The organism is Nocardiopsis coralli (assembly GCF_014892575.1).
Classification (GTDB): domain Bacteria; phylum Actinomycetota; class Actinomycetes; order Streptosporangiales; family Streptosporangiaceae; genus Nocardiopsis; species Nocardiopsis coralli.
The window spans coordinates 17,007-30,248 of the sequence record NZ_JADBGI010000024.1 but is presented as its reverse complement, the minus strand read 5'-3'; the positions used below and the strand labels follow the sequence as shown (position 1 = coordinate 30,248).

At 72.4% G+C, this 13,242-nt stretch carries 12 protein-coding genes; 2 read left to right on the top strand and 10 right to left on the bottom strand.

Annotated elements, in window-relative coordinates; genetic code table 11:
• Positions 1–7 precede the first annotated feature (7 nt).
• Positions 8–685, top strand: coding sequence for a class I SAM-dependent methyltransferase (locus tag IDM40_RS22310; protein ID WP_193124002.1), 678 nt, complete (start codon positions 8–10; stop codon positions 683–685).
• A 205-nt stretch (positions 686–890) separates the two neighbouring features.
• Here the strand turns inward: IDM40_RS22310 and dapB are convergent, their stop codons facing one another.
• On the bottom strand, positions 891–1,634 hold the full coding sequence (gene dapB, locus IDM40_RS22305) for a 4-hydroxy-tetrahydrodipicolinate reductase (protein WP_193124001.1): 744 nt from the start codon (positions 1,632–1,634) through the stop codon (positions 891–893).
• A gap of 128 nt (positions 1,635–1,762) precedes the next feature.
• Here dapB and IDM40_RS22300 point away from each other — a divergent pair, with 128 nt between their 5' ends.
• On the top strand, positions 1,763–2,515 hold the full coding sequence (locus IDM40_RS22300) for a VIT1/CCC1 transporter family protein (RefSeq protein ID WP_193124000.1): 753 nt from the start codon (positions 1,763–1,765) through the stop codon (positions 2,513–2,515).
• Between the two features lie 64 nt (positions 2,516–2,579).
• Here IDM40_RS22300 and egtD read toward each other — a convergent pair whose 3' ends face one another.
• From egtD to IDM40_RS22255, 9 genes are all read right to left on the bottom strand, one after another.
• Positions 2,580–3,554 (bottom strand): L-histidine N(alpha)-methyltransferase, encoded by a 975-nt coding sequence (gene egtD, locus IDM40_RS22295; protein ID WP_193123999.1) that lies wholly within the window; start codon positions 3,552–3,554, stop codon positions 2,580–2,582.
• A gap of 36 nt (positions 3,555–3,590) precedes the next feature.
• Entirely contained in the window at positions 3,591–4,364 is a 774-nt protein-coding gene (gene egtC / locus IDM40_RS22290; RefSeq protein ID WP_193123998.1) for an ergothioneine biosynthesis protein EgtC, read from the bottom strand.
• Positions 4,364–5,701 (bottom strand): ergothioneine biosynthesis protein EgtB, encoded by a 1,338-nt coding sequence (gene egtB / locus IDM40_RS22285; RefSeq protein WP_193123997.1) that lies wholly within the window; start codon positions 5,699–5,701, stop codon positions 4,364–4,366. Before egtB ends, egtC begins: the two co-directional genes overlap by 1 nt.
• On the bottom strand, positions 5,698–6,984 hold the full coding sequence (gene egtA, locus IDM40_RS22280; RefSeq protein WP_193123996.1) for an ergothioneine biosynthesis glutamate--cysteine ligase EgtA: 1,287 nt from the start codon (positions 6,982–6,984) through the stop codon (positions 5,698–5,700). Before egtA ends, egtB begins: the two co-directional genes overlap by 4 nt.
• A 204-nt stretch (positions 6,985–7,188) precedes the next feature.
• The gene (locus IDM40_RS22275; RefSeq protein WP_193123995.1) at positions 7,189–8,265 is read right to left on the bottom strand and encodes an ABC transporter ATP-binding protein; all 1,077 of its coding nucleotides are present in this window, start codon (positions 8,263–8,265) and stop codon (positions 7,189–7,191) included.
• A 20-nt stretch (positions 8,266–8,285) separates the two neighbouring features.
• Positions 8,286–9,299: an ABC transporter ATP-binding protein gene (locus IDM40_RS22270; protein ID WP_193123994.1), complete on the bottom strand. Its 1,014-nt coding sequence runs from the start codon at positions 9,297–9,299 to the stop codon at positions 8,286–8,288.
• Positions 9,296–10,249, bottom strand: a complete 954-nt coding sequence (locus IDM40_RS22265; protein ID WP_193123993.1) for an ABC transporter permease — start codon at positions 10,247–10,249, stop codon at positions 9,296–9,298. Before IDM40_RS22265 ends, IDM40_RS22270 begins: the two co-directional genes overlap by 4 nt.
• Entirely contained in the window at positions 10,246–11,301 is a 1,056-nt protein-coding gene (locus IDM40_RS22260) for an ABC transporter permease (RefSeq protein ID WP_193123992.1), read from the bottom strand. Before IDM40_RS22260 ends, IDM40_RS22265 begins: the two co-directional genes overlap by 4 nt.
• Entirely contained in the window at positions 11,298–13,136 is a 1,839-nt protein-coding gene (locus IDM40_RS22255) for an ABC transporter substrate-binding protein (protein WP_193123991.1), read from the bottom strand. The genes IDM40_RS22260 and IDM40_RS22255 overlap by 4 nt, the downstream gene beginning before the upstream one ends.
• Positions 13,137–13,242: the final 106 nt, after the last annotated feature.

The window sequence follows — 13,242 nt, the reverse complement described above, 5'->3', positions numbered from 1 at the left end:
CACGAGCGTGACCACCGACCACACCACCCCCCGCCCGACCCCCGGGAACGAGACCTGGGCCGAGCGTTCCCGGTTCCAGGCCGCGGCCTTCGACACGATCGGGGAACGCTACGACGAGGCGTTCCCCCACAAGGAGGGCCAGGAGGAACGCACCCGCCGGCTGCTCGACCTCATCCCGCCCGGCGGCCAGGTGCTCGACCTCGGTTCGGGCACCGGGCTGCCGACCGCCCGCCAACTCGCGCAGTCCGGGGCACGGGTCACGGGCTTCGAGATCTCCCCGCGCATGATCGAGCTCGCCCGCGCCAACGTGCCCGAGGCCGAGTTCGTGCAGGCCGACATCATGGACCTGGACCCGGGCGAGCGCCAGTACGACGCGATCGTCGCGTTCTTCGCGTTGCTGTGCCTGCCCAGGGCGCAGATCCCCACCGCCCTCGGCCGGATCCGTGCGGCCCTGACCCCCGGCGGCGTGCTGTGCCTGTCGATGGTCGAGGCCGAGGTCGACGACACCCCGATCCCCTTCGTGGGCGCCGAGATCCGGGTCACCGGCTACGGGCGCGAGGAGCTGCGCTCCGTGGTCGAGGGGGCCGGACTGATCATCGAGGACGAGAGGATCGTGGCCTACGAACCCGTCGAGGGCGCCGAGCCGGAGACGCAGATCTTCCTCACCTGCCGCCGGGGCACATGAGAAGAACCCCGGTCCCGTGTGCTGCGGGACCGGGGCAGTGTTTGTCGGGCCTCGCTCCGCTTCGGCCGCGCCCACCCGTCGCCCGCCACCAACCCTCAACGGACGCCTCCGGCGCAGTCGCCCCTGGCGGGACCTCCAGAACCCTGCCCGGGGCGCTGCGCCCGAACCCCCCTGAGGTTCAGGCACAGGGGAGACAGGGCCGATTTCACTCGAGGCCGAGGATGGACTCCAGGCCGAGGGTGAGCGGCTCGGGCAGGTCCGCGACGCGGCGCACGCCCAGCAGCACGCCGGGCATGAAGGAGGTGCGGTTCATCGAGTCGTGCCGGATCTTGAGGGTCTCGCCGGAGGTGCCGAAGACGACCTCCTGGTGGGCGATGAGCCCGGCCACGCGCAGGGCGTGCACGCGCACCCCGTCCACGTCGGCGCCGCGGGCGCCGTCGATCTCGGAGGTCGTGGCGTCGGGCATCGGGGCGGTCCCGGCCTCGCGGCGCGCCTCGGCGACCATCTCCGCGGTGCGGTAGGCCGTACCGCTGGGAGCGTCGGCCTTGTTGGGGTGGTGCAGCTCGATGATCTCGGTGCTGTCGAAGTAGGGCGCGGCCTTCTGCGCGAAGTGCATCATCAGGACCGCGGCGATACCGAAGTTCGGTGCGATGAGCACCTTCGCCCCCGGGTTGGCGGCCTGCAGCTCGCGCACCCGCTCCAGGCGGGCCTCGTCGAAGCCGCTGGTGCCGACGACCGCGTGGATCCCGCGCTCGATGAGCCACTCCAGGTTGTCCATCACCGCGTCGGGGTGGGTGAAGTCGACGACGTAGTCCGCCGCCCCCACCGCGTCCCGGTCGGCGGCGCTGTCCACACCCGCGACGAGTTCCATGTCGTCGGCGGCCTGTACTGCCGCGACGACCTCTGACCCCATGCGCCCATCGGCGCCGAAAACTCCTACCTTGAACACGGGTCCAACCGTAGCGGAGGCGGCGGCCGGGGCCGCACACGAGGCGGGGTCGGCCTGCTCACGGTGGGTCGCGCGCGGGCGCGGCGTGGGTCCCCGGGGCCCGGAGCGCTGCGGGGGACCATGTGGCGATGCGACGAGGAAACGGTGGTGAGCGGGGCCCCGGGCGCCGCTCCGGGGACGGCTCGCACGCCGAACGCTCCCAGAAGCGTCTGGGTTCCCTGCTGAATTCCCTGAGGGCGGCGGTACTCGGTGCCAACGACGGCATCATCTCCACCGCGGGCCTGGTGGTGGGTGTGGCCGGGGCGACCACGCACCGGGACGCCCTGCTGGTGGCGGGTGTTGCGGGCACGGTCGCCGGGGCGCTGTCGATGGCCGCGGGCGAGTACGTGTCGGTGAGCACCCAGCGCGACACCGAACGGGCCGCGATCGCACGCGAGCGCGAGGAGCTGGCGGCCGACCCGGGGGGTGAGTTGGAGGAGCTCGCCGGCATGTACCGCGAGCGCGGGTTGAGCGACCGGCTCTCCCACGAGGTGGCCAAGGAGCTCACCGAGCACAACGCCCTGCGCGCGCACGTGGAGGTCGAGCTGGGGCTGAACGAGTACCGCGTCAACCCGTGGCAGGCCGCGGGGGCGAGCATGGTCTCGTTCTTCCTGGGTGCGTTGATCCCGCTCTCGGCGATGCTGTTGAGCGCGGACGCGTGGCGGCTGCCGGTGACGGTGGTGGCGGTGCTGTTCGCGACGGGGCTGTTGGGGGCGGTCAGTGCCCGCCTGGGCGGGGCGCTGCCGTTGCGTGCGGCCCTGCGCTGTGTGGTGGGCGGGTCGTTCGCGATGGTGGTCACGTACCTGATCGGGTCCTTGCTCGGCACCGCCACCGGTCTGTGAGGAGCGGGTGCCTGGACGCCGCGGCGTCCGGGCACCCGCTGAACGGTCGGCCCCGGAACGCGGGTCAGCGCACCCGGGCCAGCGCCATCGCGAAGTCGCCGTCGGGGTCGGTCCACCAGTGTTCGAGGGTGAACCCGGCGGCGTCGAGCTCGGCGGAGATCCCCTCCTGCCGGAACTTCGCGGAGATCTCGGTGAGCATCTCCTCCCCCTCGTCGAAGCGCACGGTCAGGTCGAGGTCGGCCACGTGCACCGTCTGGTCGCGGCGTGCGCGCAGGCGCATCTCGATCCACTCCTGCTCGGCGTTCCAGCGTGCGACGTGGTCGAAAGCGGCGGGGTCGAAGTCGGCGCCCAGTTCCGTGTTGATGACCGACAGGACGTTGCGGTCGAACTCGGCGGTGACCCCCTGGGCGTCGTCGTAGGCGGCCACGAGCCGGTCGGGGTCCTTGACCAGGTCGACGCCGAGCAGGAGCCGGTCACCGCCCCTGAGGGCCCCGTGGATGTCGCGCAGGAACCCGGCGCGGCGGTCGGGAACCTGGTTACCGATGGTGGAACCGAGGACCGCCAGGAGCTGGCGCCCGCCCTCCTCCGAGACCGGTAGGAGCCCGAGGTGTTCCTCGAAGTCGCCCACCACCGCGTGCACGTCCAGGCGCGGGTAGGCCCCGGCCAGTTCCTCGGCCGACTCGGCGAGGAAGTCCCCGCTGACGTCGACCGGGACGAACCGGGTGAGACCGCCGTGGCGTCCGAGCGCGTCGAGCAGCAGGCGGGTCTTGAGGCCCGAGCCGGAACCGAGCTCGATGAGGGCGGAGGCGTCGGCGGCAGCGGCGATCTCGTCGACACGGCGGGCGAGGATCTCGCGTTCCGCGCGGGTGGGGTAGTACTCCGGCAGCTGGGTGATCTCCTCGAACAGGGCGCTGCCGCGGGCGTCGTAGAACCACTTGGGCGGGAGCTGTTTGGGCCGGGAGGTGAGCCCCTCGGCCACGTCCCTGCGCAGGGCCTTGCCGAGGTCGTCGGCGGTGAGGTTGCGGTCGATCCGGAACATGGGTGCCTCCTCGGGCGCCGGTGGTGGAGGGGCTGCTCAGCCGATGGGATGGATGCGGGTCCCGTCGCGGGTCGCCACGACGAGGGAACCGTCGGGCACTTCGTGCCAGCCGGGTGCGTCGTCGAACGGCTCGGAGGCGATGAAGACCCCTCCCCCGGGCTCGTGGAAGGTGAACAACGTGTCGCCGGCAGCGGTCGCGGCCAAGGCGGTGCCGTCGGAGGCGAGCAGGTTGTACCGACCCTCGGAGCGTTCCCTGGCCTGGCGGACCACGGTGGCCAGGGCGCCGGGCAGATCGCCCGAGCCGCGCCAGGTGCGCACGGTGTGCGCGAACAGGGGCGCGGAGTCGACGGGCGCGCGTGCGTCCAGGGCACCCTCGGGCGGGGGCGCGGCGAAGGCCTGCACGAGAGCGCTGTCGTCCTTGGCCGCTCCGTTGTGGCTGAACAGCAGGGTGTCGGCGCGGAAGGGCTGGGCGCCGGATTCCTCCGAGCCGAACCCGACCGTGGCGTCGCGCACCGCCGCGACCACGCACCCGGAGGTGATGGCGCGGGCGGCGTCGGCGAAGGAGGCGTCGGCCCACATGGGCATGGCCCGGCGGTAGCGCAGCGGCTCGGCCGGGCCGTCCTTCACTGGGGCGCCCTCCGCGCCGGCCGCGGGCCCGGGGTACCAGCCGACCCCGAACCCGTCGGCGTTGACGGTGCCGTGGCGCTGCATGCGCGGCGCCCACGACTGGGTGTGCAGTGCGTGGGGCGCCGCGTACAGCAGGTCGTGCAGCGTACGCGGCGGCCCCAAGTAGGCGAGGTGGCGGCACATCAGGTGTCGTCGGCGTTCCGTGCGCAGCGGAACCCGCTGAAGATCTGCCGCCTGATCGGGTGGTCCCAGTTGCGGAACGTGGAGCGCACCGCCGTGGGGTGAGTGGCCCAGGAACCGCCGCGCAGGACCTTGTACCCGTCGTCGAAGAAGACCTCCGAGTACTCGCGGTACGGGAAGGCCTCGAACCCGGGATAGCCGTGGAAGGTCGTGGAGGTCCACTCCCACACGTCGCCGATGAGCTGCTGCACGCCCAGCGGCGAGGCACCCTCGGGGTGGCGTCCGGCCGGGGCCGGGCCGAGGGCGCGCTGGCCGAGGTTGGCGTGGCGGGACGTGGGTTCCTCCTCACCCCAGGGGTAGCGGTGGGAGGCCCCGGTGGCCGGATCCCAGCGGGCGGCCTTCTCCCACTCGGCCTCGCTGGGCAGGCGCTTGCCCGCCCAGGCGGCGTAGGCCTGGGCCTCGAAGAAGCTCACGTGCTGGACGGGTTCGTCAGGCGGGAGCATCTCCTGCCGGCCGAACCGGCGCCGCGACCAGCCCTGGGGTTCGCGGGTCCAGAACGCGGGCGCGAACGCCTTCTTCTTGGTGCGCCACTTCCAGCCGTCCTTGCTCCACCAGCGGCGGTTCTCGTAACCCCCGTCGTCGATGAAGTCCATGTAGGCGGCGTTGGTGACGGGCCGGGTGTCGATCCAGTAGCCGTCCAGGTGGATGCCGCGGGCCGGGCGTTCGTTGTCGAAGGCCCAGGGGTCGTCGTCGGTTCCCATGGTGAAGGTGCCCGGCGGGACGTAGACCTCTTCGTGCACCGGGGGTTTGAGCGAGCGCACGCGCCGGGCCGGTTCCAGCAGCACGGGGGCGCCGCGGCGCAGCTGGTGGGTGGCGAGCATGGTCTCGTCGTGCATGTGCTCGTGCTGGATCACCATGTGGAAGACGAACCCGGAGTCGAGCAGGGAACGTTCGCCGGCGGTCTCCTCCGCCCGGCCCAGGTCGGCGCCGGAGAGCACGTCGAGGACCTCGCGGCGCACGCGCGCGTTGTACTCGTAGGCCTCGACCGGGTCGAGCAGCGGCAGGGAGGGGCGGTCCGAACGCGGGTTCTCGAACGCGTCGTAGAGCCCGTCGATGTCGGGGCGCAGGGCCTCGCGGCCGCCCGCCGCGCGCAGCAGCCACTGTTCCTCGTAGTTGCCGACGTGCGCGAGGTCCCAGACCAGCGGCGACATCAGCGGTGAGTGCTGGGCGCGCAGGCCCTCGTCGTCCAGGGCGTCGAGCGTGAGCCCGTTGCTGCGGTGGCGGCTGTGGTCCAGTTCGGTGGCGATGCGCTCCTTGGCGCGTTCGTGTTCCTGGTTCACCCTGTTCCTCCCTTCACTGCGGGTCGGCCCTGCGCGGCCCCCTTCGTGGGCGCTGCGCGGGGCCGTGGCACGTGCGGCCAGGTGTCGGCGGGGCTGAGGCCGCGCCGGACGTACTGGTCGGCGTAGTCGTCGACGAGGGCGGCCAGACCGGCCGAGCCCATACCGGGCAGGGCGGCGACGGCGGCGTCGAAGCACTCGCGCGCGCACGCGGCCAGCTCGGGGTCGGCGGGTCCGGACAGGGCCGAGCGCAGCCACAGGTCGGGGGCGGGGACCGGTCCGCGGCTGAGGCGTTCGGTGGCCTCCTCGGCGACGGCGCGTGCGCCGGGGTCGTCGGTGAGGGCGGCGGCGAGGGCGACGGGGACCGGCCACCAGTGCCAGGGCACGGTGTCGATCATGCGCAGTTCCCACCACCCGCGGGGGCGCACGGGCGGGAAGAGCGTGCTCAGGTGGAGGTCGAGGTCGGGCAGGGTCAGGGGGCGCGGGCCGGCCCCGTCGACCCACTCGGCGAGGGTGAACCCGGGCCCGGCGATCCACTCGTCCCCTCCGCCGGGGTCGGCGGGCAGGGCCATGACCTGGGCGGCGAGGGCGTAGTCGGTCCAGGCGGTGACGGGGTCGGCGGCGGTGCCGTCGGGCACGGGGCGGGTGCGTGTTCCGTCGATCCCGGCCCACACGGCCCAGCGGGTGGACTTCCAGCCGGTGCGGCGGCCGCGCCAGACGGGCGAGTTGGCGAAGGCGGCCACGAGGACGGGCCCGAGGCGGTGCAGGAAGTGCCAGCGGGCGGTGAGGTCGTCGTGGTCGGCGCCGGTGTCCAGGCAGACCTGGATCGAGGCGGTGCTGCACATCATGACGGTGCCGGAGGCGTGCCGGCGGTCGTCGAAGAATCGCTCCATGGCGGTGTACCTGGGTGTGCGCAGTTGCCGGACCGGGGCGCGTGCGGGGTCGACGGCGCTTCCGAGGACACGGAGTCCCCCTTCGGCGAGCAGCTTGTCGACGTGCGCGAGGTCGGTGGCCAGGGCCTCGTGCGCTCGGGCCGGGCCCGGGAGGGCGGGTGAGCTCAGTTCGAGCTGTCCGCCGGGTTCGTAGGTGACCCCGCTGCCCGCGGGCGGGGGTCCGCCGTCCTCCAGCAGGGTGCGGAGGCGGTCGAGGTCGACGGGTTCGGTGGGGTGTTCGGGGTCGGTGACCAGCCATTCGGTCTCGGCCCCGACCTTGCCGGGAGGCCCGGTCTTGAAGCAGACCCCGCTGATGTGTTCGTGGACTTCGTCCTTGGACAGGGTGTGGACCATCGGTCGCTCCCATCGCGATCACCACATGGGGTGGCCTCCCATGTACTGCCCGGCATGTGGGTGTCGCGAACGTACGCAATGGGCGGATCGGAGCGATGTGTCGTGCTGGGTCCTGCTTTGTCGGGCACCGCCGGTGCGACACGCCGCGTCAGCGCGCTGCTCCTGCGGTTGCTCTCCTACACACGGGGTGGCATGTGATGCCCGTCACACAACAGGAAGGCGGCCCTCGTCGTCGGCCGCGGCCCAGTGGCAGGCGACCCGCCGCTCGTCGCCTCCCGGCAGGATCCGCGGGTCCTCGGTGCGGCAGCGTTCGGCCACACCCGCGCGCTCGGCCTCGCCGGAGGCCAGGATCGGGCAGCGCGGGTGGAACCGGCAGCCGCCGGGCACACGCTTGGGGTCCGGCGGCTCACCGCTGAGCACGACCGGCCCCTCCTCCGAGGGTGCGTCCGGCAGCACCGACAGCAGGGCCCGGGTGTAGGGGTGGGCGGGTGCCGACAGCACGTCCTCGACCGAACCCAGCTCCACGACCCGGCCCAGGTACATGACCGCGACCCGGTCGGCGATGTTCCAGGCCAGCCCGAGGTCGTGGGTGGCCACCAGCGCCGAGAGCCCGAGGTCCCGGCGCAGTTCCAGCAGCAGGCGCAGGATCTCGCCGCGCACCGAGGCGTCCAGGGAGGCCACCGGTTCGTCGGCCACCAGCACCTCCGGTTCCAGCACCAGGGCGCCGGCGATGACCACACGCTGGCGCTGGCCGCCGGAGAGCTCGTGGGGGTAGCGCGCGAAGAACCGGTCGGCCGGGCGCAGCCCAGCGCGAGCCAGGGCCTCCCCCACCCGTTCGGCCTCGTCGGCGGTGGTTCCCCGGTGCACGCGCAGGCCCTCGGCGACCGACTCGTAGACGGTGCGCCGCGGGTTGAGGGACCCGGTGGGGTCCTGCTGTACGAGCTGGACGCGGCGGCGGTAACTCTTGAGCGCGCGGGAGCGGTACCCCAGCGGGGCGCCCTCGAAGACCACCTGGCCGCCGGTGGGACGTTCCAGGCCCAGCAGCACCCGGGCCAGAGTGGTCTTGCCGCAGCCGGACTCGCCGACCAGCGCGATGATCTCCCCGTGTCCCACGTCGAGGTTGACACCGTCGACGGCGTGCGCGGTGCCCGCGGTACCGCCGGGCGCGAACCCTGCGGAGAAGGCCACCCGGACGTCGTCGGCGCTGAGCAAGGGGGTGGACACCGGTGCGGCGCCGGAGGGGTCGGACGACACCGGCGGGTCGGTCTCGGTCGAGCTCACGTGTGTCTCCTCGGGGCGGGTCATCGGACTTCACCCGCGGCGGGCACGGGGCGTTCGGGCCCCACGTGCACACACGCCGCGTGGCGGTCGGAGTCGCCGTGTTCGTCGGGGTCGACGGGCCACAGGGGCGGGTCCAGGGTCGCGCAGACCTCCTCCGAGACCGGGCAGCGCGGGCGGAACACACAACCCGCCGGCGGGTCGGCGGGGTCGGGCGGGTCCCCGGGCAGACCCCGCGGCGCCAGGCGCGAGGCGGGGTCGCCGATCGTGGGGAAGGCCGCGCTCAGGGCGCCGGCGTAGGGGTGGGCGGGTGCGTGCACGACGCCCGAGGCAGGGCCCTGTTCCACGACACGTCCGGCGTACATGATCCCGACGCGATCGCAGGTCTCGGCCAGCACGGACAGGTCGTGGCTGATCATGAGCATGCCGATCCCGTGCTCGGCGACCAGGGAGCGCAGCAGGTCCAGGATCTGCGCCTGGATCATCACGTCAAGGGCGGTGGTGGCCTCGTCGGCGATGACCAGGCGGGGTTCGCACGCCAGGGCCATGGCGATCATGACGCGCTGGCGCTGGCCGCCGGAGAGCTGGTGGGGATAGTCGCGGGCGCGGGAGGCGGGCAGACCCACCTGGCGCAGCAGGCCCTGCACACGTTCGGCGGCGTCGGCGCCCTTGGCGGTCCCGTGGATCTGCATGGGTTCGGCGATCTGGTCGCCGATCCGCCGCACGGGGTTGAGGGAGTGCATGGCGCCCTGGAAGATGACCGAGGCCCCGACCCAGCGCACCGCGCGCAGGGTTCCCCAGCGCATGGCCAGGACGTCCTCGCCCTCGAGCAGGACCGAGCCCTCGACGCGGGCGGTGGCCGGCAGCAGCCGCAGCAGCGACAGGGCCACGGTCGACTTGCCGCTGCCGGACTCCCCGGCCAGGCCCAGGGTGTCGCCGGGGCCCAGGGACAGGTTCACCCCGCGGACCGCGGGCACGTCCCCGCCCTCGGTCCGGTAGGTCACGTGGAGGTCCTGGACGTCGAGGAGGGAAGTCAACGGTTCTCCCTGAGACGGGGGTTGATGACGGACTCGACCGCGCGCCCGCAGAGGGTGAAGGACAGCGCGACCACGGCGATGGCCAACCCGGGCGGGACCATGTACCACCAGATGCCCGCGCTGACGGCGCCGGCGGTGCGGGCCGCCTCGAGGATGCCGCCCCAGGAGATCGTGGTCGGGTCGCCCATGCCCAGGAACGCCAGGGTGGACTCGGCGATGATCGAGGTCGCCACGAGCAGGGTGGTCTGGGCCAGCACCACGGGCATGACGTTGGGCAGCACGTGCCAGAGCATGACGTGGGTGTGGCCGCCGCCCAGGGCGCGGGCGCGTTCGACGTAGGGCCGGGCCTCCACCGCCAGGGTCTGGGCGCGCACGAGGCGGGCGGTGGGCGGCCAGACGGTCAGGCCGATCGCGACGACGATGGTTCCGGTGCCGCCGGGCAGGACGGCCGCCAGTGCGACCGCGAGCACCAGGGTCGGCAGCACCAGGAACCAGTCGGTGATGCGCATGAGCACCGTCGAGGCGATGCGTCCGCCGGTGCCTCCGGAGGAGCCGAAGTGTCCCGCCGTGATGCCGATGACGGTGCCCAGGGTGACCGAGACGACGGTGGCGAGCAGCCCGACGGCCAGGGACACGCGTGCGCCCCAGATGATGAGGTCGAGCACCGAGCGGCCGAAGTTGTCGGTGCCCAGCGGGTACTCGGCGCTGGGCGGTTCGTAGGGCTGTCCCGGCGCACCGGTGATGCTCAGGTGGGACTGCTCGATGAACATCGGCGCGGTCAGGGCCGCCGTCGCGATGACCAGCAACGACAGCAGACCGAACATCCCGGCGCGATTGTGTGCGTAGGAGCGGGCGAACCGGCCCAGCGCACGCTGCCTGCGCCGCCGGGCCAGGGCGCGGGGCGAGGGCACGGGGGCCGCGGGGCTCGGGCGCGGGTCGAGGTCGGTCATGGGCGCACCCTGGGGTCGAGCAGCGGATACACCAGGTCCGCCAGCAGGTTCATGAGGATCACCGAGGCGGCGAAGAGCACGAAGAGGCCCTGCACCAGGCCCAGGTCGGGCACGTGCAGGCCGGAGTAGAACAGGTAACCGAGCCCGGGCCAGGAGAAGACCGTCTCGACGAGGATGACCCCGGAGACGACCTGGCCCAGGTTGAGGAAGACCAGCGTCACCGTGGGCAGCAGTGCGTTGGGCACCGCGTGGCGCCGGCGCACGAGGGCGTCGCGCAGCCCCTTGGCGCGGGCGGTGGTGAGGTAGTCGGCGCCCTTCTCGTCGATGAGGGACGAGCGCATGATCATCAGGTACTGCGCATAGATGACCGCGACCATGGTGACCACCGGCAGCACCATGTGGTGGGCGGTGCTCACGACCGCCTCGAAGCCGGTGGCGTCGGGGGCGGTCATGCCGCTGGTCGGGAAGAGGCCGGGGAAGAAGCCGCGGCCGGAGGCCAGCAGCACGATGAGCAGCAGGCCCAGCCAGAACGTGGGCACCGACCAGAAGAACAGGGCCACCGCGGTGTTGACGCGGTCGCCCCGCCCGCCGGGCCGCCACCCGGCGCGGGCGCCGAGGAAGAGGCCGAGCAGGGCCGCCAGGAGGGTTCCGGTCCCGGCCAGCAGCAGTGTGGGGCCCAGGCGTTCCAGGATGAGGTCGGCTACCGGTTCGCGGTACTGGAAGGACACACCCAGGTCCAGGCGCAGGAGCCCGCTCGCGTAGTCGAGGAACTGGGCCCACAGGGGCTGGTCGAGCCCGAACTGGCGGCGCAGCTCCTCCTGCTGTTCCAGGCTGACCTCGCGCCCCTCGGTCATGGCGCGGACCGGGTCGCCGGGCAGGATCCGGAACAGGAAGAAGCCGGCGACGATGACGGCGCCGAGGGAGACCACGGCGGTGGTCAGGCGGCCCAGCACGTACAGGACCACCCGGCGTACGCGGCCGCCGCCCCCGGCCGGGGCGTCCTCGCGGGGCGACCCGGCCGGTTCCTCGGTCGCTGTGGGGGTCGCGGTCACTCGCGGTCCCCCGTGGTGGCGCGGCGGCGGAGGAGGAAGAAGGCCCCACCGGCCACGAGGAGGAGCACGACCACGCCGCCGCCGATGAGGACCCCGGTGGGGATCCCGGCGCCGGACTGCGCGTCCTCCCCGGCGGGTTCGGCCGACCAGAAGGCCCAGTAACCGTCCTGGCCCCAGATGTTGCCCCCGTCGGCGGGCTCGAGCTGGATGTCGGAGATCTGGTCGGTCCGGTAGGCCTCCATGATGTTCGGGTAGCTCAGGACGTTGACCACGGCCTCGTCGTAGAGGATCTCCTGCATCCGGTGGACGTGTTCGGCGCGCTGGTCGAGGTCCTCGTGCTCCTCGAGCTGGGCCTCGTAGAGCTCGTCGTACTCCTCGTTGCAGAAGTACGCGTCCCCCTGCATCGTGCCCGGTTCGGTGGGCAGGCCGTCGCAGGTGTGGATGCTGAACACGTAGTCCGGGTCGGGGTTGACGGTCCACCCGGTGAAGATGAGGTCGTACTCGGCGTCGTAGAGGGCGTCGCTGAGGATGCCCGGGTCGACGGTCTGGTTGTCGACCTCGATGCCGATGTCGCCGAGGCGCTCCTCCATGATCTGGCCGGTCTGCACGTTGTCCGGCCGGTCGGAGTGAACGTGCATGCGCAGTTCGAGGCGGTCGCCCTCGGGTGAGGTGCGCACCCCGTCGTCACCGGTCTCGTAACCGGCGTCGTCGAGCATCTCGTTGGCGGCGTCGGGGTCGAAGTCGAGGGTGGCCTCGTCGCCCTCCGGCGCCCAGTGGAAGTCCTCGTAACGCGGCGGGATGTAACCGCCGGCCGCGACCGCCTGGCCGTTGTGGCCGCGTTCGACGATCTCGTCGTTGTCCAGGGCCATGACGATCGCCTGGCGCAGCGTCTTGTCGGACAGAGCCGGGTGGCCGTCGCCGAACTCCTCGCCGTCCTGGGTCTCGGCGCCGGGGTTGATGGTGAAGGCCTGGAACCGCTTGCCGTCGGCGGAGTTGACCTCGACGTCGCCGACGTCCTCCAGGGAGGTGGCCTGGGCCTCGGTGAGCTCGTAGACGAGGGAGACCTCGCCGTTGCGCAGGGCCTCGACTGCGGCGTCCTGCTCCGTGTAGTAGCGGAAGACCAGCTCGTCGAAGCCGGGGGCGCCGCGCCAGTGGTCGGGGTTGGCCTCCAGGCGGATCGACTGTCCGCGGTCGTGCTCGGCCAGGACGAACGGGCCGCTGCCCACGACGGGGAAGTCCTCGTTGTCGTAGTCCGCGAACGCGTCGCCCTCCTCCTCGAGGACGGGCTCCCACACGTGCTGGGGCACGATCGGGATGTTGAGCGCGGTCATGGTGGCCTGGGGCTGCTCGAGGTCGACGACGACGGTGGTGTCGTCCTCGGCGGTGACCTCCTCGAACGCGGACACGTAGTTGCCGGAGGCGACCGCGGCGTCCTCGTTCTCCATGATCGTGGTGAGGGTCCAGACCACGTCGTCGGCGGTGAGCTGCTCGCCGTCGCTGAAGTACACGTCGTCGCGCAGGTCGAAGGTCCACGTGAGGCCGTCGTCGGAGGCCTCCCAGCTCTCGGCCAGGGCGGGGGCCGGTTCGTTGGTCTCGGGGTCGACGGTGACCAGCCGGTCGTAGACGTGGTTGAGGATGTTGGTCGTCACCGCGAGCTGCGCGATGAACGGGTTGAACGTGTCGACCTGCTGGGACATGGCCACGGTCAGAGTGTCGGTGCCGCCTTCGTCGGCAGCGGCCGGTACCGCGCTCATGCTTCCGACGAGGAGCAGGGCGGCAGCCGCTGACGCGGAGCGCCGAGAAAGGGTGCCGACGGGAGGGTACGGACTTTTCATGAACGGCCCCTGTCGTGGTTCGTGGGGTCGGTGGCCGGGCCACCGCTGGGGGTTGTTGGTTGTTTACCAACGCCGACCGAAGGGGGTCAACGATCTTCGGCGGGCG

What these genes read in the sequence shown, in the direction of transcription:
- IDM40_RS22300 (WP_193124000.1), top strand. Translation starts at nt 1,763, where the DNA reads ATGCGACGAGGAAACGGTGGTGAGCGGGGCCCCGGGCGCCGCTCCGGG.
- egtD (WP_193123999.1), bottom strand. Translation starts at nt 3,554, where the DNA reads ATGTTCCGGATCGACCGCAACCTCACCGCCGACGACCTCGGCAAGGCC.
- egtC (WP_193123998.1), bottom strand. Translation starts at nt 4,364, where the DNA reads ATGTGCCGCCACCTCGCCTACTTGGGGCCGCCGCGTACGCTGCACGAC.
- egtA (WP_193123996.1), bottom strand. Translation starts at nt 6,984, where the DNA reads ATGGTCCACACCCTGTCCAAGGACGAAGTCCACGAACACATCAGCGGG.
- IDM40_RS22265 (WP_193123993.1), bottom strand. Translation starts at nt 10,249, where the DNA reads ATGACCGACCTCGACCCGCGCCCGAGCCCCGCGGCCCCCGTGCCCTCG.
- IDM40_RS22255 (WP_193123991.1), bottom strand. Translation starts at nt 13,136, where the DNA reads ATGAAAAGTCCGTACCCTCCCGTCGGCACCCTTTCTCGGCGCTCCGCG.